Origin of the sequence: Litorivicinus lipolyticus (assembly GCF_009650135.1) — a bacterium.
GTDB classification, from domain to species: Bacteria; Pseudomonadota; Gammaproteobacteria; order Pseudomonadales; family Litorivicinaceae; genus Litorivicinus; species Litorivicinus lipolyticus.
On the sequence record NZ_CP045871.1, the window covers coordinates 2,189,797 to 2,207,341 of the forward strand.

At 60.2% G+C, this 17,545-nt stretch carries 19 protein-coding genes; 8 read left to right on the plus strand and 11 right to left on the minus strand.

The genetic code is table 11. The features are described from left to right. Window positions 1-2,238 (plus strand): putative bifunctional diguanylate cyclase/phosphodiesterase, encoded by a 2,238-nt coding sequence (locus tag GH975_RS11185; RefSeq protein ID WP_153714598.1) that lies wholly within the window; start codon window positions 1-3, stop codon window positions 2,236-2,238. Then, window positions 2,220-2,840, plus strand: a complete 621-nt coding sequence (locus GH975_RS11190) for a DUF1499 domain-containing protein (RefSeq protein ID WP_153714599.1) — start codon at window positions 2,220-2,222, stop codon at window positions 2,838-2,840. Before GH975_RS11185 ends, GH975_RS11190 begins: the two co-directional genes overlap by 19 nt. Here GH975_RS11190 and GH975_RS11195 read toward each other — a convergent pair. Genes GH975_RS11195 through GH975_RS11235 form a run of 9 tightly spaced genes read right to left on the minus strand, consistent with a single transcriptional unit; the run spans window position 2,820 to window position 10,127 of the window. Further along, window positions 2,820-3,263, minus strand: a complete 444-nt coding sequence (locus tag GH975_RS11195; protein WP_153714600.1) for a DUF2489 domain-containing protein — start codon at window positions 3,261-3,263, stop codon at window positions 2,820-2,822. The two genes, GH975_RS11190 and GH975_RS11195, sit on opposite strands and share 21 nt — an antisense overlap. Continuing rightward, complete coding sequence (trpC, locus tag GH975_RS11200; protein ID WP_211365813.1) at window positions 3,260-4,048, minus strand: indole-3-glycerol phosphate synthase TrpC; 789 nt, start codon at window positions 4,046-4,048, stop codon at window positions 3,260-3,262. Before trpC ends, GH975_RS11195 begins: the two co-directional genes overlap by 4 nt. Then, the gene (trpD, locus tag GH975_RS11205; RefSeq protein WP_153714602.1) at window positions 4,048-5,058 is read right to left on the minus strand and encodes an anthranilate phosphoribosyltransferase; all 1,011 of its coding nucleotides are present in this window, start codon (window positions 5,056-5,058) and stop codon (window positions 4,048-4,050) included. Before trpD ends, trpC begins: the two co-directional genes overlap by 1 nt. 2 nt (window positions 5,059-5,060) lie before the next feature. Next, window positions 5,061-5,639 carry an anthranilate synthase component II gene (locus tag GH975_RS11210; RefSeq protein ID WP_153714603.1) on the minus strand — a complete coding sequence of 193 codons (579 nt, stop codon included), beginning with the start codon at window positions 5,637-5,639 and terminating at the stop codon, window positions 5,061-5,063. A 10-nt stretch (window positions 5,640-5,649) separates the two neighbouring features. Beyond that, window positions 5,650-6,501 (minus strand): ion transporter, encoded by an 852-nt coding sequence (locus tag GH975_RS11215; protein WP_153714604.1) that lies wholly within the window; start codon window positions 6,499-6,501, stop codon window positions 5,650-5,652. 2 nt (window positions 6,502-6,503) lie between these two features. After that, a complete protein-coding gene (gene trpE / locus GH975_RS11220) occupies window positions 6,504-8,018 on the minus strand; it encodes an anthranilate synthase component I (protein ID WP_153714605.1) in 1,515 nt (504 codons plus the stop codon). Then, on the minus strand, window positions 8,015-8,671 hold the full coding sequence (gene gph / locus GH975_RS11225) for a phosphoglycolate phosphatase (RefSeq protein ID WP_153714606.1): 657 nt from the start codon (window positions 8,669-8,671) through the stop codon (window positions 8,015-8,017). The genes trpE and gph overlap by 4 nt, the downstream gene beginning before the upstream one ends. Beyond that, window positions 8,668-9,339 (minus strand): ribulose-phosphate 3-epimerase, encoded by a 672-nt coding sequence (gene rpe, locus GH975_RS11230; protein WP_153714607.1) that lies wholly within the window; start codon window positions 9,337-9,339, stop codon window positions 8,668-8,670. Before rpe ends, gph begins: the two co-directional genes overlap by 4 nt. Before the next feature lie 47 nt (window positions 9,340-9,386). Beyond that, entirely contained in the window at window positions 9,387-10,127 is a 741-nt protein-coding gene (locus GH975_RS11235) for a DnaJ domain-containing protein (RefSeq protein ID WP_170272638.1), read from the minus strand. Window positions 10,128-10,225: 98 nt separating this feature from the next. Between GH975_RS11235 and GH975_RS11240 the strand changes: the two genes are divergently transcribed. The 6 genes from GH975_RS11240 to glpE are packed head-to-tail and all read left to right on the plus strand — an operon-like array spanning window position 10,226 to window position 15,969. Then, window positions 10,226-12,457 (plus strand): LPS-assembly protein LptD, encoded by a 2,232-nt coding sequence (locus tag GH975_RS11240; protein WP_153714609.1) that lies wholly within the window; start codon window positions 10,226-10,228, stop codon window positions 12,455-12,457. Continuing rightward, window positions 12,432-13,694 carry a peptidylprolyl isomerase gene (locus GH975_RS11245; protein WP_153714610.1) on the plus strand — a complete coding sequence of 421 codons (1,263 nt, stop codon included), beginning with the start codon at window positions 12,432-12,434 and terminating at the stop codon, window positions 13,692-13,694. The genes GH975_RS11240 and GH975_RS11245 overlap by 26 nt, the downstream gene beginning before the upstream one ends. Next, a complete protein-coding gene (gene rsmA, locus GH975_RS11250) occupies window positions 13,691-14,485 on the plus strand; it encodes a 16S rRNA (adenine(1518)-N(6)/adenine(1519)-N(6))-dimethyltransferase RsmA (protein WP_153714611.1) in 795 nt (264 codons plus the stop codon). Before GH975_RS11245 ends, rsmA begins: the two co-directional genes overlap by 4 nt. Beyond that, a complete protein-coding gene (gene apaG / locus GH975_RS11255) occupies window positions 14,478-14,846 on the plus strand; it encodes a Co2+/Mg2+ efflux protein ApaG (RefSeq protein ID WP_153714612.1) in 369 nt (122 codons plus the stop codon). Before rsmA ends, apaG begins: the two co-directional genes overlap by 8 nt. Further along, entirely contained in the window at window positions 14,847-15,659 is an 813-nt protein-coding gene (locus GH975_RS11260; protein WP_153714613.1) for a symmetrical bis(5'-nucleosyl)-tetraphosphatase, read from the plus strand. Next, window positions 15,652-15,969, plus strand: a complete 318-nt coding sequence (glpE, locus tag GH975_RS11265) for a thiosulfate sulfurtransferase GlpE (protein ID WP_153714614.1) — start codon at window positions 15,652-15,654, stop codon at window positions 15,967-15,969. The genes GH975_RS11260 and glpE overlap by 8 nt, the downstream gene beginning before the upstream one ends. Here glpE and GH975_RS11270 read toward each other — a convergent pair. Beyond that, on the minus strand, window positions 15,958-16,857 hold the full coding sequence (locus GH975_RS11270; protein WP_153714615.1) for a hypothetical protein: 900 nt from the start codon (window positions 16,855-16,857) through the stop codon (window positions 15,958-15,960). The genes glpE and GH975_RS11270 overlap by 12 nt on opposite strands. Window positions 16,858-16,877: 20 nt before the next feature. Further along, entirely contained in the window at window positions 16,878-17,540 is a 663-nt protein-coding gene (locus GH975_RS11275) for a hypothetical protein (RefSeq protein WP_153714616.1), read from the minus strand. Window positions 17,541-17,545: the final 5 nt, after the last annotated feature.

Consider the following 17,545-nt stretch of genomic DNA (forward strand, 5'->3'; position numbering starts at 1 on the left):
ATGAAATCGCTCGTACTGACAACGCTGCTGCTAGCCAGCGCACCCCTTTACGCCTCCACCACCTGGGTCATTGCGTCAGCGTCTGCGACTGACCCTTGGACCAGTCAAGTGCTGGTCGCACTCGGCCGCAATCTGCCGGCCAGTCATCAGCTTGAAAGCTATTTTTTGGATGGCGGTAATGCCGCCATCGCCTTGCCGGACGAGCGCCCGACTCACTTAGTGTTGCTGGGCGACCAAGCCGGCCAATGGCACGCCGCCCACCCCCGCGCGCCCATGCCCAGCGCCCAAGTCCGCATCAGCGCTAAAAACGATCGCGACAACGCTTGGACACAGATCATTCAACGCCCTAATTTTGGTCGCGAACTGACGTTACTGCGCGCCATAGCCCCCGACATTGAAACGATCGCCGTGCTCAGCCAAGCAAATGCACCGATGCGCGAATTGGCGCAACATTCGATCGCGCGTGCCGGCTTTGGCGGCGCGGACTTGGCCCAGGCCCGTCCAGAACACACCGCAATTTTGGACCTGACTCAAGGACAGGCGACCGACTACCGAGCTCGCGGTTTTCTGGTGCTGTCGCCATGGCGCGGCGATATCGGTTATAGCGCCCATCTAGGCGGCTCGTTGGACGGTGAACAAGCCGGTGAACTGCTGGCCAAAACACTTGTCGCCGCCGGCGCTCAATCGACAGCGGTCCAACTACTGCAAGTCAGCACCCAAAAAATTTGGGCCGACTATGCCGGCCTCGCCGACCTTGGCATTCGACCAAGCCGGGGTGACGAACAAACCCGCTGGGTCAATCACCAAGGCGTCACCTTCCAAGACCGGGCCGCCTCCGGCGTGTTCTTTTTGATTGGACTGCTGATCGTGTTGCTAATGGGCGTCAGTTGGCTCGCGATCCGCTTGCAGCAACAGCGCCACGCCCAGCAAGCGCTTAACCGCCTGGCCTTAAGTGATTCACTCACGGGTTTGTCCAATCGCGAAGGCTTTATCACCCAGGTCGACGCGCGGATGGCGCACTGGGAGCGCGATCAACGCCACGGCCTGGTGTTTATCGACATAGACCGGTTCCGTAATGTTAACGACCGCTACGGCCACGACGTCGGCAACACCGTGATTCGACTGATGGCCGAACGTCTATCGCAGCTTGTCCGGACTCGGGATTTTGTCGCGCGCTTATCGGCAGACCAATTCGGGGTCTTTTTAACTCAGGTCAACGACAACCAGGGTGTCGAGCAGATCATGGACAAGCTGTGCGAGGCCATTCGACTGCCGGTTGTCATTGGCGAACTCAATGTCAGTATTGGCGCCAGCCTTGGGATCGCCATTTTCCCAGATCACGGCGACACCGCCATTGGGCTGCTACGGCGCGCCGAGAGCGCCATGAGCAGCGCCAAGCAAATTGACGAAACCAGCTGGAGTCAGTACGACGACGCCCTGCGCGAAAGCCAAGACCTGGCCACGCAAATGGCAGAGGACTTGCGCGATGCGCTGGCCAACAACGGCCTGCACCTGGTTTATCAGCCAATTGTTAACTTGGATGACGACAGCATGTCCGGGGTCGAAGCCTTGATGCGCTGGCAGCACCCCAGCCTAGGTATGGTGCCACCACCGGAGATACTCAAAATTGCCCGCGAAAGCGGTCAACTGCTGGCGTTAGGTGACTGCATCCTGATGGCGGCCTGCCGCCAAGGCCATGCCTGGCAGCGGCTGGGGCACGAGTTGCGAATGAACGTTAACGTGACCCCGGAGCAGTTTAGCGACACCGGACTGGTCGCCCGCGTTCAACAGATGCTGTTTGAAAGCGGCATGGACCCACGCCTGCTAACACTCGAAATTACCGAGGATGCGACATTGGAGCAGCCAGCCCAGGCCGAGGCTGCGCTGGAACGCCTGAATGCAATCGGCGTGACCGCCGCAATTGATGATTTTGGCACCGGCTATTCATCCCTTGGACGGCTCAAGCGCTTTAAACTACGGGCGCTAAAAATTGACCGCTCGTTCGTCACCGACCTGGCCACCGACCAGAACGACCGCGCCATCAACCGCGCCATTGTTCAAATTGCCCAGAGCATGAACATCAAGGTGGTAGCAGAGGGAATCGAGACCGCCGAACAGCTGATGCTGCTGCGCCTTGAAGGTTGTGACTACGGTCAGGGCTACCTGTTCAGTAAACCCATCGACGCGCGCAGCGTAATCGAGTTAAAACTGAGTAATCCATGGCAAAAATCGGCTTAATTCTAGCCCTTGCTGGCTGTATTTTTGGGCCCCTACTGGTTCGGGCCGGACTGCCTTACCGGTTAGGGCTTGGGCTGTTTACACTGGGGACCTTATTGGCGGCCGGCTTGGGGCTTTGGCTGGCGCGCGAAAATCTGTGGGCATTGCTGGGTGCGGTACCGCTGGTGCTGGTTGCGCCGATGGTGTTGAAGGCGCTGTCATTGCCGCCGATTGCCGATGTCATGACGCGGCTACAACCTGCGATTGAGTTTATCGTCCCACCGCCGGGTGACAATGACCTGGCGATTAGCGCCGCGGTCGGCGATGCCCATCGCAATCACTACCATGACCTGCGCACACGCGTAGATGCCGACTCGCCGCGTACGTGGATACTGGCCTATGCAGAGCGCGCGGGTTGGGTGCTGACCCAGGAACGCGAACAGGCGCTGCAGTTCGAAGTGCGGTCGCGGATTTTTGGTTTTACCGATGATGTGGTGGTGCGCTGGGCCGCCGATGGCGACAACGTCCGCGTCGACGCCAGATCACGCTCCCGCGTTGGCGTCAGCGATCTAGGGGCCAACGCAAAACGACTGCGTGCGCTGCTAGGCGTCGCCGCGGACTAATACCGCGCAGGCTGCACGCACGCTCTCCGCGTGTTCGGACTCAAGTTTCATCCGTTCCAGATCCAAACGCATGCGCGTTTGCTTGTCCAACGCGTTGCGCGCGTCCTTGATTGGCTGATCCGCCAGAGCCTCAGCCATCACTAAAATCGCACGCAAATCGCTGCGTTGTAACCAACTGGTGTCAACCGCGTCCAGCAACGGCTTCAACCGCAATGCCCCTTCACTCACATCGCATTGCTCGGACATCACCGCGCGAGCAATCGCATCGACACTGACCTGCAGATTGGCCAGGCGCGCCTGCGTCGCCGCCGCCTTGGCCTCGTCCTGGGCCTTGACCTTGGTCAATTCGCGCCACGCAACCCAAGCAAGCCCTGCAATAACCGCCAAGCCTGCCGCAATCATCCATCCAACAGTCGCACTCATTCGCCGAACAACCCAGCAAGGGCCTGGCCCGGATCGGGCTGGCGCATGAAGGCTTCGCCGACCAAGAACCCACGCACGTCATGGGCATGCATCTGGGCGACATCGGCGGCATTCAAAATGCCCGATTCCGTGACTACAAAGCGATCCGCGGGAATCCTGGGCAACAGCTCGATCGTGGTCTGCAAACTGGTCGTAAAGGAACGCAAGTCGCGGTTGTTGATACCCAAGATGCCACTGGGCAGCGCCAACGCACGATCCAGCTCGTGACCGTCGTGGACCTCGACCAGCGTATCCAAACCCAAGTCGGTGGCGCACTGCTGCAAACTGGCGGCCTGGGCATCATCCAGCACCGCCATAATCAGCAGCACACAATCGGCTCCAAGCGCGGCCGCCTCGACGACCTGATAGCTGTCACAAACAAAGTCTTTACGCAGCACCGGCAAATCACAGGCCGCGCGCGCCGCCAACAAATAGTCGTCCGCGCCTTGAAAGAAGTCTCGATCCGTCAGCACCGACAAACAAGCGGCACCGCCGGCCTGGTATTGACTGGCATGCAATGCCGGCTGGAAATCCTCGCGAATGATGCCCTTGGATGGGCTCGCCCGTTTGATTTCAGCGATCACCGCGCTGTCGCCGGCTAGCGCTTTGGCCAACAAGGCGCGTTCAAAACCGCGCGCGATATGGCCCTGAGCTCGGGTCAACAAAACGGCTTCGCTGGTGGCGGATTTAAGCGCCGCGACTTCCTCGGCCTTGCGCGCCATGATGGTGTCTAAAATAGTAGCCATTAAAATTCCTGAGTCATTGCAGCCAGTGACGACAAACGCTGGGCGGCCTCGCTGGAGGCCATGACGGCGCGCGCAGTGGTGACACCTGCGGCCATGCTCGGCGCTAGCCCACTGACATAAATAGCCGCACCGGCATTGAGGGCGACGATATTAGATTCGGGGCCGGGGACGCCGTTCAAGGCGTTCATGACCAGGCGGTGACTTTCGGCGACGTCACGCACCGCCAAGTTCTCGAGTGAGCCCGCGGCGTCATAGTCGGCCGGGTCCAGGCGCCATGTCGTGACCTCGCCGTCCTTTAGTTCGGCAACCAGAGTCGGCGTTGCGATCGAGATTTCATCAAGCCCATCGTCCGAGTGCACCACCATGACGTGATTTGAGCCCAGCGCTTTGAGCACATGCGCCATCGGTTCGACCCAGTCAGCGCTAAAAACGCCCAGTACCTGGTTGGGCGCGCCGGCTGGATTGGTCAGCGGCCCTAGCAAGTTAAAGACCGTACGCACGGCCATTTCTTTGCGCGGCCCGATGGCGTGTTTCATGGCGCTGTGGTGGGACGGCGCAAACATAAAGCCGACACCCAAACGGTCAACGCAGGCCTTGACCTGCTCGGCATTCAAATCCAAGCGGACGCCCACGTGCTCCAATAAATCGGCGCTGCCGGTGGTACTGGAAACCGAGCGGTTACCGTGTTTTGCGACCTGAGCGCCGGCGGCCGCGGCGACAAATGCGCTGGCGGTTGAGACATTAAATATCGACGACCCATCGCCGCCGGTGCCGCAGGTGTCGACCAAGTGTTCGCCGTCGATGCTGACCTTTGAGGACAGCTCGCGCATCACCTCGGCGGCCGCGGTGATCTCGTCAACGCTCTCGCCTTTGAGCGCCAGCGCAACCAAAAAACCGCCAATTTGAGCATCGGTACACTGGCCGGTCATGATTTCACGCATCACCGCGCGCATGCTATCGACGGACAGGTCGTTCCCGGCCATCAGCTGTTTCAGTACGCTTTGAATCATAGCTAGGCCCGCTTTAAGAAGTTGTCGAGCATCTCGTGCCCCTGTTCCGAAAGAATAGACTCGGGGTGGAACTGGACGCCTTCAAGTCCCAGTTTGGTGTCGCGAATGCCCATAATGCATTCACGCTCGCCGTCGGCAACAGAATACGAGGTGACTTCAAAGTTATCCGGCAGCGTCGCCGGATCAATCACCAACGAGTGGTAGCGGGTCACGGTCAGCGGGTGTTTCAGGCCGCTAAACACCCCGCGCCCGTCGTGTTCAATGTCCGAGGTTTTGCCGTGCATGATGCGCGGTGCACGCACAATGTCGGCACCGTAGGCCGCTGCCATCGACTGGTGACCTAAGCACACCCCCAGGGTCGGAATACGGCCGGCACAGGCTTGAATCAGCGCGACCGAAATGCCGGCTTGCTTAGGCGTGCATGGACCCGGGCTGATCACCACCTGGTCGGGGTTCAACGCCAACACCTCGTCAACCGTGGTCTCGTCGTTGCGCAATACCTTGACCTGCGCGCCCAGCTCTTGAAAGTACTGGACTAGGTTGTAGGTAAACGAGTCGTAATTATCGAGCATGACCAGCATGGGACGTCTTCTATGGTTTGGTGGAAGTGGGAGCTGCGGAGTCTAGCACGCTAGCATCGGGCATTTTTTCGCTCATGGCGCTCAACTGCAGCTGCAAACGGGTCAGGGATTCCTGGGTTTTTTCAAGTTCCGCCAGCACGTTTTCAGGGCTCGGAATCTGGCGTAGCTTTTCCAACCGCTCGGCCTTGGCCTCGTCTAAGTTGTTCAACACCACGGCAATAAACAGGTTGATGACGACAAAGGTACCCAGCACCACGAAGCTTACGTAATACACCCAAGCCCAGGGTTTGACCGCCAACGACGCGTACATGACATCGGTCCAATCTTCGAGCGTGACGATACGAAACAGCGTCAGCAGACTGATGCCCAGGTCGCGCCAGTGGGTCGGGTCGATCTCGTGAAATAGGTAAAAACCGGCGACGCCGTAGATGTAAAACACGATCGACATCAGCAGTACCACGTGCCCCATGCTGGGGATCGAGCGCACTAGGGTATGAATCACCAAGCGCAGTTCGGGAAAGGCTGAGACCAGGCGCAACACCCGCAGAATCCGCGCCAGCCGCGCCAGCGTCGCAAATTGCCCGGTAGTCGGAATCAACGACGCCACCACAATCGCGAAATCGAACAGGTTCCAGCCGTCAGTGAAATAGGCGCGCGGGCGCAGGGCAAATATTTTCAACCCAGCCTCGAGGATAAAAATGGCCAAGAAAACCCGGTCCAGCAGCACCAGCCATGGCCCAATCGCCGCCATCACGGCTTGGCTTGTTTCCAGCCCTATCACCACCGCATTAAGCAAGATAATGGCGATAATGATCTGGTGAATCAGTCCACGTTCGGCAGACTCGGCGATACGTTCACGCATGTTCAGGGCGTCTCCGTCAGACCCGCGTGTGCCATGGCTGCGGCACGGAAAATCGCACGGCATTTCTTAAGGGTTTCTTGCCATTCGCTTTCAGGGTCCGAATCGGCCACTACGCCGGCACCGGCTTGGATGTACAGATTTCCATCCTTTAACACCGCGGTGCGAATCGCGATCGCCGTGTCCATGTTGCCCTGCCAGCCCAGGTAACCGACGGCGCCGCCATATATGCCGCGGCGCGAGGGTTCCAACTCGTTGATAATTTCCATTGCCCGCACTTTTGGGGCCCCGGACAGCGTGCCCGCGGGCAAGCAGGCTTTGAGTACATCAATCGCGTCCATGTCATCGGTCGCCATCCCCGTCACGTTCGACACAATGTGCATCACGTGGCTATAGCGCTCGACGATCATTTTGTCCGTCAGCGTGACCGTGCCGGTCTTGGCGACACGGCCGACGTCGTTGCGACCCAGGTCAATCAGCATCAGGTGCTCGGCCAGCTCTTTGGCGTCGGACAATAAGTCCGCTTCCAAGGCCTGATCCTCGATTTCGTTGGCGCCGCGTTGACGCGTCCCAGCAATCGGTCGCACCGTCACCAATCCGTCTTCGAATCGAGCCAGAATTTCCGGCGACGAACCGACGATTTGGAAGTCATTCAGTTGCAAAAAGTACATGTACGGCGACGGATTCAACCGGCGCAATGCCCGATACAGGTTCAGCGGCGGCGCTTTGAACGGCAGTCGCATGCGCTGCGATGGCACCACTTGCATGCAGTCGCCGGCGTTGATGTAGTCCTTGACCCGGTTAACCGCGGCACGATAGCCCTCGGCGCCGAACTCGGATTCAAAGTCCGACTCAACAATCGGCTCGAAACTCGGCGCATCCAAGGCTTTGGCCGGCAACGGTCGGGCCAGTCGTTCACGCAATACGTCCAGGCGCGCCTTGGCTTGGACCAGTGCATCACCGGCGCTGGGGTCGACGTGGGTGATCAGGTAAAGGCGACCGGATAGATTGTCAAAAACAACCACTTCGTCGGACAGCAACAGCAAAATATCCGGCGTGTCCAAACCCGGGTCCATCGGGAAACTGTGAGCGACCTTGGATTCGACCAAACCGACCGTGTCGTAGGCAAAATACCCGACCAGACCACCGGTAAATTTAGGCAAATCCAAATTAGGCAAATCCGCCGGCGTCGCCACCGCCAAACCGGCCTGGTAGCCGCGGATCCATTCGAGCGGATCGGCCTCGGCGTGGCTGTCGATGGTTTCGCCGTTACGCACGTGAGTGATAACGCCATCTTTGAGTGACACGCGTTCGCTGCACGGCAACCCGATCATGCTAAACCGGCCCCATTGCGCCCCGCCCTGGACGGATTCCAACAGGTAACTGTAGGCACCGTCGCCGAGTTTGAGGTAGCACGACAGCGGTGTTTCCATGTCCGCTAACACGGTCATCGCCACAGGCACACGCTTGAAGCCTCTTGAACTTAGACCAAGCAGTTGTTCGGGAGTCGGTGCAATCATGCCAAAAGCTCTAAAAAGTCGTGATAAATCAAATCGGGCGCGGCCAGCTCGACCGCGTTGCCATGGTTATAGCCCAACCGCGTGAGTGCAACCGGCATGCCCAAGGCTTGCGCGGCTTCAGAATCGTTAGACGAATCGCCCACCATGACACAGCGCGCCGGATTGACGCCCATCCGCTGGCACGCCAGCTGAAGCATGTCCGGGGCTGGTTTTTTGGTGGCCACACTATCCCCGCCCAGCACCACGTCAAAGCGCATATCCAAGGCATCCAGCATAATTGTCGTGTACTGCATCGGTTTATTGGTCACCAGCGCCGTCGGCCATTGCTGCTGAATGCGTGCCAAGCCCTCGGCCACGCCGGGGTAAAGCACCGGATTGCGCGCGCACTGCGCCTGGTAGTGGGACTCGAAACGCAGGTAAGCCGCATCCGCATGCTGGCTGGCGTCGGCAAATTCGAAGGCCCGATGAATCAGGTTCCACGCCCCGCGCCCAACCCAATCACGCACCCGGGCCTCGCCTGCCGGACCCTGTCCGTATTCGGCCAGCACCGCATCCACCGATGCTGCCAAGTCCGGCACGCTATCGACCAATGTGCCGTCAAAATCAAACAGCACTGCTTCCAGCGGTCCGTCGACCAGGGATCGAATTTTCACTGGCCGGCCAAGGCCTGACGCATACGGTCCACGACCACTTTGTAGTCAGGCTGTCCAAAAATGGCCGAGCCGGCGACAAAGCTATCGGCTCCCCGACTGGCGACCTCGGCAATATTGCCCGGGCCGACCCCGCCGTCGACTTCAATGCGCACGTGTTGGGCGCCGCGTGCGTCCAAATAGGCCCGTGTAGCGGCGATTTTATCAAGCGTACCGGGGATGAATTTTTGACCGCCAAAGCCTGGGTTGACGCTCATCAGCAAGACCACGTCGAGTTTGTCCAAGACGTATTCCAAATGCGTCAGTGGCGTCGCCGGGTTCAGCACCAAGCCCGCTTTCAAACCGCGCTCTTTGATCATCGCCAACGAGCGATCCACGTGTTCCGAGGCTTCCGGGTGAAAGGTAATCCAGCTGGCGCCGGCGTCGGCAAACATGCCGATCAGCGCATCCACTGGCTTGACCATCAAATGCACATCAATCGGGGCGGTCACGCCATGCTTTCGCAGGGCCGCACAGACGCTGGGGCCAAAGGTCAGGTTAGGCACGTAGTGATTATCCATCACATCAAAGTGGATGATGTCGGCGCCAGCCACCAAGACGTCATCGACTTCCTGGCCGAGTTTGGCCAAGTCGGCGGCAAGAATAGAGGGGGCGATCAGATAATCGTGCATAACTACTCCGTCATTTGAGGGCGTAAGCATACCGATTCACTCAACAATCAGCGAGTTGCGTGTCGCTTTACTTTATTCCAGGCAGCCTGAATTTTTTGCGACTCTTGCTTGGCCGCTTCAATCGCTTCGGCTGAACCCCCGGCCGCGGCGACTTTGTCTGGATGGTGGGTACTCATAGCCTTGCGGTAGGCTTTTTTCAGCGCCGCACCCTGAGTCCCCGGAGCCACCCCGAGCACTCGCCATGCCGAGCTAGGAGTCGCAGCCGGCTGCGACTGCGGCGCGTCCGGCGCGGGTGTTTTTTTCAGTCGCACCAGCACCGCCGGCAAGCCCAGCCTCGCGACCGTGGCCTGCAATCGCGACTCCGCCGCCAGGCCCTGGACATCGCTGCGCACCAAACGCACCAGCAACCAAGCCAACGACGCGCTGTGCAATCGGGTCCGGCAGTGATGACGCAAACGCGCGCTGACGGCGTCCGCATCCAGCCCCGCTTTCCCCTGATTAAACGATGCGACCGCTTCGCGCTGACCCGAAACGCTCAAATCCAGGCGTCGAATCAGGCTTTGGGTGGCGGCCAAGTGGCGCGGCGTGATCGCGCCTTGCAGTTTGCAGTGAAAGCCGGCCAGGCGAAAAATGAGGCGCTGCTGGGCCAAATCATCGCGAATGTCCGCAACGATCGAACGCCACAGTGCACGCCCGGCAATGGCACCGGTCACGGCAAACACCAACGCTGGAAATACACCGCCCCAAATACCGATCGCCGCACCGACCAACGCACCAAATACCTGCACACCCTCACCACTTCGTTTCGTCCTGACCACAGTCTAGCTTGGGCTTTGCGACTTATCTGCTTATAGTGCCAACTTGCCTTGCCACCTCGGACACCAGTTTGTTAAAGCGACTTTCCCTACTGGCCCTCGCCGCCAGCTTTCACAGTGCCGCCAATCCCGCACTGGTCGGCGTCGACTGGATCGAGGACCCGGTCGCCAATCCGCTGTGCGGGGGCTATTACCTGTCACCGCAACTGCCGGATGCCCGCGGCGAAGAAATTGAAGCGCGCGCGTTGGAAACCGAATACGACGGCTCTGACCGCATTGCACTTAAGGGCGACGCCCAACTGTGGAACAACCAAATTGCCCTGGAAGCGGATGAAATCAGTCTGTACCGCGTGTCCGGCGATGGCGACGCGATTGGCAACGTGGCCTTTCGCGACCCGCAGTTCTTAGTCCGTGGCAAGACCGCGTCACTGAACCTGTACAGCGGCCGGGTCGAGCTGCGCGACAGCGAAATTGTCGCACACGAGCTGCACCTTTACGGCCAAGCCGAGGACGTTGTGCGCAATGGCGCCGGTATCATTCGCGTACGCAATGTCGACTACAGTTTTTGCGCGCCCACCGATGACGCCTGGCAAATGGGGGCGGGTGACATCAAACTCGACTTCAACTCCGGTCGCGGTTACGCCAAAAATGTCACCCTGAAAATCAAGAAAGTGCCCTTTGTGTGGTTGCCAATTATTGGTTTCCCGGTCGATGAACGCCGTTTAACCGGCTTTTTATGGCCAAAATTTTCATTAGAAAGCAGCGACCTGTACGGCAGCGACTATTCACTGGAAGCGCCGTTTTATTGGAACATCGCGCCGCAAACCGACGCCCTGATCGTGCCCACGCGGATCGCCCACCGCGGCAACATGTTACAGCTTCAACAGCGCTATCTATTCGCCAACGAAAGCCAGTCCACGGTCAATCTGGGGTGGCTCGATGACGACGCCATTAGCGGCGGCAAACGCCGCGCCATCACCGCGACCTGGGCTACCGAAACGAGCTCGCCGTGGATTGCCAATGCCTACGGCGCCTGGGCTGACGATGCCGACTATGAAACCGACATCGGCGGGCTTGCGATCCCGGACGATGAACAGTTCCCCAGCCTGAAAGTCTCTACCAGCTACCGCCAACCGAGCTGGAGCATCACCAGCAGCCTAAAAAGCTACACCCTCGCCGACGCCAGCACCGGCCAGGCGGCACGCCCGTATCGCGAGCTGCCGCGGATCGTCGCCCAAGGCCGCATTGATGACAGCCAGCGCGACCAAAACTGGTACGCCCAGTTCGTCAATTTCGAGCGCGACAATACGCTGCTCAGCGGCACCAGCGCCGACACCGGCAGCCGTGTCAATCTGCGCTACACCCTGGCGCAACCGTTTCGCTCCAGCTGGGGTTACCTGACCCCAGCGATCGGTGCCGACGGCATCGCCTACGCATTGTCCCGCGACAGCGGCCTGGATGACGCGCCCTCAGTCGCGGTACCGCGCGCCAGTGTCGATGCTGGGTTGTTTGTCGAACGTCGTTTTGAGCGCCTGACCCACCGCATTGAGCCGCGCCTTAAATACCTGCGCGTGGCGCACGTGGACCAAGACGCCCAACCCAATTTTGACACCGGCAGCGTCGGCTTTAGCTTTACCCAATTGTTTTCCGATCGACGCTTTTCCGGCGGCGATCGCATCGGTGACACCGAGCAGGTCACCGCCGGGCTGTCCAACCGCTGGAGCGACAACGACAGCGGCAGCGAGCGCTACCGCTTTGATCTCGGCCAGACGTTTTATCTGCGCGATCGCTCGGTCGGACTGAGTGCAAATAGCGTCGACACCACCGCACGCTCGCCATTGGTCGGGGAAGCACGGATCAACCTCAACGAGCGCTGGAGCCTGGGCAGCGAAGCGACACTGGACCCGCGTTTTGGGGTCGACTCCGGCGCCTCTAGCGTTAAGTACCGGCGCGATCAGCACCACCTGGCCACCCTGCGTATTCGTTGGAACGACCAAGCGGCCACCAGCCATGAGGGCAGCGTGTTGTGGGGGCTGAATGATCGTTGGCGTGTCGCAGCAGGCTACGGCTATAACGAGGAGACTCGGCACTCCGAACGCTTTGCATTTGGCTTCGAATACGAATCCTGTTGCTGGCGAACCGCAGTCGTCCAGAGTTATGATCGCCCCTCATCGACCGGCGCCGGCACGCACAAACTGTCACTGCAATTCCAATTAAAAGGGCTGGGCCAAATCGGCCGGCGCGCCATCAACAATTTGCGAGATAACATTGAAGACTATGAACCCCGTCCTATTCGCTATTAGCCTAGTATTCGCGACCTTGGCCCACGCCGCGCCCTTGGATCGCGTGGTCGCGATCGTCGAGCAGTCCCCGGTGCTGGCCTCGGACATCGACAATCGATTGACGCTGCTGCAAATCCAAAGTGCTCGCCAAAACCGCAGCTTCCCCGAGGTCAACACGGACCTGCGAACACGCATTTTGGATCGTCTGATCGACGAGCAGGCGCTGCGCAACGAAGCCATTCGCCAGGGCTTTAGCGTCACGGACGAGCAAGTTAACGAAGGCTTGCTGCGGTTGGCCCAAAGCCTCGGCGTCGATGGCGGCATCGCATCGCTGGCCCGGGAGCTGACACCGTTGGGGCTGCCATTTGACCGGGTCCGCGAAGAGACCCGCACCGAATTACTGATCAGCGCCGTCCAACGCCGCGCCGTCAGCAACCAGATCAGTGTCAGCGACCAAGAAGCTCGCGCCCTGATCGAACGCGAAGGCCTCAATCAAGGCCAGGTGCAGCTGTCCGAGATTTTTGTCGCGCTGCCCAGCGCACCCACACCCGAACAGATCAACCAAGGCCAGCAGCGGATTTTGGGGCTGGCCCAAGCCCTCGAAAACGGCGCAGACTTTGACCAATTGGCGACCCAAGCCAGCGACGGCGCCCAGGCTATCACCGGCGGTGACCTCGGCTGGCGTGAAGTGTCCGGCTTAGCCGACGCCTTCCGTAACGCCCTGACCGGGACCAACAGCCGCGGCATCACCCAGCCCTTCCGTTCGCGCGCCGGCTTCCACCTGCTCCAACTCAACGGCAAACGCGGCTCGGAAACGGTGCTGATTGGCGAGGCCCTCGCGCGTCATATTCTGCTGCGACCGGACGCCATTACCGACGTCGAGGCGACTCGCTTGCGCGCCATCGAGCTGCGCACCGAACTGGCCGGCGGGGCTGACTTTGGTGAACTGGCCAAGGCGTTTTCGACCGACCCGGTCTCGGCTTCAAAAGGCGGCTTGCTGGGATGGTCCGACCCCAGCCTGTACGTGCCCGCATTCGCCGCCCAAGTGTCGAACCTGCCGCTGAACACCGTCAGTGAGCCGATCGAAACGCGCTTTGGCTGGCACCTGATTGAAGTGCTCGACCGGCGCACCGTCGAGAGCGAAAACACCGGCCAGCTGCAACGCGCCAAACAGATCATTATTGACCGTCAGGCCGACGAGATCATTGCCGCCTGGACCCGCCAAGTTGTCGAATCCAGCTACATCGAGCGCCTGTGAACCACAAAGCACGTAAGCGTTTCGGTCAGAACTTCCTGACCGATCAACGCGTATTGGATCAAATCCAAGCCGCCATCCGGATTCGCCCCGGGCAACACCTGATCGAAGTCGGCCCTGGCTTGGGCGCCCTGACCGAACGTTTGATGGCGGCGGACCGCCTTAGCTTGATTGAATTGGATCGTGATCTGGCGGTCGGGTTGCGTGCGGCCTTTGCCGACAACCCGTCGGTTAATCTGGTCGAGGGCGACGCCCTGCATGTTGACCTGGACGCGATCGCGGATGCCGACGTCGACAATCCGGCCCTGGCCATTCGGCTGGTTGGCAACCTGCCGTACAACGTCGGCACCGCCTTAGTGCTGCGCTTTTTACAGTGGGGCCGCGCGCTGGACATGACCTTCATGCTGCAAAAAGAAGTCGTTCAGCGCCTGTGCGCCCAGGTCGGTGATCGCCACTACGGACGTTTGGCCATTGTCACCTCTTGCTATGCGCGCACCGAGCAACTATTCGATGTGCCACCAACCGCGTTTGATCCGCCACCCAAGGTCGACAGCGCCATTGTCCGACTGACGCCCATCGACGACCCAGGCTTTGCCATCACCTCGATGGACATGTTGGAGCGCGTCACCCAAGCGGCCTTTGGCCAGCGCCGCAAAACCTTGCGCAACAGCCTTAAACCGCTGATTGACGAAAGCGTGCTGGTGTCGCTCGACATCAACCCCGCTGCGCGCGCCGAGACACTGACGCCGCTTGAATTTGCGCGCATCAGCAACCACTTATCTGCGCATGAATGATTTACGCTACCAGGTCGAAGTGACCGCCAAACCGACCTACAAAGGCCAACAAAACGGCCACTACGCGTTTGTCTACGAAATTTCGATTCACAATGCCGGCAGTTTCAGTGCTCAACTGCTGAACCGGCATTGGCTGATCACCGATGGCAACGGCAAGACCGAAGAGGTCAAAGGCCCCGGTGTAATTGGCGAACAACCGGTGCTGGTGCCTGGCGATACCTACACCTACACCTCGGGCGCCCTGCTGAAAACTGAGGTCGGCAGCATGCGCGGCCAATTCGAGATGCAGGCCGACGACGGCCACCGCTTTATGGCGCCAATACGGGCGTTCACCCTCGCGGTACCCGGCGCGCTTAACTAAATGGGACGCCGGCTTGCCATTGGCGATGTCCAAGGCTGCTGGCACAGCTTGCAGCACCTGCTGGATGTGATGAACTGCAGCGCCGACGATCAGCTGTGGCTGGCCGGCGATCTGTGCAACCGCGGCACCGGTTCACTTGAGGTCCTTCGATTTTGCCGTCAACGCCAGGTCACGGCGGTCCTGGGCAATCATGACCTGCACCTGCTGGCGTGTTATTTCAACGCCGCCGACAGCCACCGCAAAGACACCCTGGCAGCGGTGCTGGCCGCCCCGGATATTCGCGACATTGTCGATTGGTTGCTGGCGCAGCCGCTGGTAGTGGTTGAGGGTGACTGCTGGATGGCCCACGCCGGGCGCTGGCCCGGCTTCAGCATGCCGGAATGGCAGCGCCTCGCCGGCGACACCCAGCGCGCCTGGCAAGCCGATCCCGAAGCGTTTTTCCGTCAGATGTATGGCAACCATCCCGCCCACTTAGACGACGCCCGTAGCGACGCTGAGCGCTGGCGCTTTTGCGTCAATGCCAGCACGCGGATGCGCGTGCTCGACGCCGACCTACGGCTGAACCTGGCGTTCAAAGGCGAGCTGGCCGAGCGTCCGGCCGGCTCCAATGCCTGGTTTGATTACCCCTGTCCCGAGGATGGCATACGCCTTGGTGTGTTTGGCCACTGGGCGGCGCTTGGTGCCGGACGTCCGCGGCCGGACTTGGTCGCGCTGGACAGCGGCTGTGTATGGGGATCGGGATTGACCGCATTGGATTTGGACAGCGCCGAGTGGCACCACGTAGCAACCGACCCGAGAGACCTGAATGATTAAATTTTTGAACCCAACCGAGGCTGAGGCGCTGTACCTGGACGAGTCGGCCGAGTGGCTCGACATTCGCGATCCCGCCAGCTTCAGTGCCGGTCACATCAGCCGCGCCCGGCCGCTGGACAACGACACCGTCGGCGACTTTATTGCGCGCACCGACAAGGCCGCACCGGTCGTGGTGTGCTGCTATCACGGCAATTCCAGCCAGCAGGCCGCGGCCTACCTAATGAGCCAAGGCTTTGAAACCGTGTACAGCCTGAACGGCGGGTTTGAGGAGTGGAAAGTGACCCACCCCGAACGCGTTTCAGCGTCCTAGGGCGATATCCCCCGGCTGCAAGTTGATGACCTCGGCGCGTGCCGACAAGGTCGCCAGACTGCGCTCGGGCAGCACCTCGACCAGAGTGATTTTATCGTCAATGGGATTGGTTCGGTAGGCGGTTGAATCGCCAAACCGACGCGCCTGAACCAACGCCAAGTCCAGCACGTCACCCGCTTCCAATCCCAGATCTGAGCCTGCGCCTATTTCAACCTCTGTGCCGCGCGCGGTAATGATCGGCAAGCTAACCGGCTCGCACGCTAGCTGCGCATTCATCCGCGCCGCAAAGTCGCTGACGGGACGTAACTGCTCGTGGCTGAAGCGCACGATATGCTTGCCGACCCGACGTGGCAACTGGGCGGAGACCGCCAAATTCTCAGCGGCAACCCGCGTACCTCGGCGCAAATCGTACAGCTCCAGCGTCACCCCCAGCTCGACCGCGGACTTGGCCCCGGCACGGGCTTGGGTCCAGTTGACCAGGCGCACGATCGGATCACGTTCGTTGTTTAGGCTAGCGCGCGGCCGATCAATCCGAGGCAACAACAGGTATTGGGCGGCATGCTGGCGGCCGAGCACGGTCAAGGCGCGACGACGCTCTTGGTCAGACAGCGACAGCAACTCCAGCCCGCGCATAAATCGGATATCAAAATCTGTGTGCTGGTGCATCACCCTTAAAAAAGTGTCGTCAAAGGCATCGTGCAGACTGCGCCAGGCCAGTGGCACAGAGCCCGCCAGTTGAACCGGGAATACGATCATGCGGTGGCGATAGCGGCTTTGCTGATCCGCCTCACACAGCGTCAGTCCTCCGCGCAGTAGTTGCCACGACTCGGCCTGAGCCATCGGCACCGTCGCAACCCACACCAACCACAACCAACCCACTATGCGCACGCGTCGCCCTCCGTTTGAGACTATATCGGACAGGCACGCAGAAGCTTAAGTAGGTCCGGTAATGGATCGCGCCCGAGGTAACCGTGACGCCACTCAGATTCTTTAAGGTGCAAGTAAAGGTGGGTTTTCGGCCAGCCTTGGCTCGCGACCATACGCCCACGAATACTGGCGCTGAGCTGCTCAAGCGACAGAGGGTGCAGTGGATCCGAGGCGACCGAGTGTGGCGACGTGCACAGGCGGCGCACGCGCCCAGTGTCCAGGTCAATCAACCCCTGATAGCCCCAGCAATCGAGCGAACGGCTGGCCGGGATTTGGCCATAGAGGATCCGAAAGGCCTGGCTGGCATTGTCCGCATTGACCCATTCACAGACCAGTTGATGCTGAACCCGGCGCACCCCGACCAAGCGTGGCACCGTTTCCCCGCACTGCGGCCGGCGACCGCGCACGCGTCGCTCCCGAGCAACAATCGACAGCGGCGCAAAGGGGTTCAATCGTTCTCGTTCGCGCGCGATCCGGCGGCGTAATCGCTGATAAATCGAATTGACCGACTTGGTGCTGACGCCGACCTCGACGGACAGGCGCGATGCGCTGTCGCCGCGTGCGAAACCGGCGACGATCTGCATAAAACTCGGCAACGACAGCCGGGCACGTTGGCACAGGGGATTGCGGACAGGCGCATTCATAATCG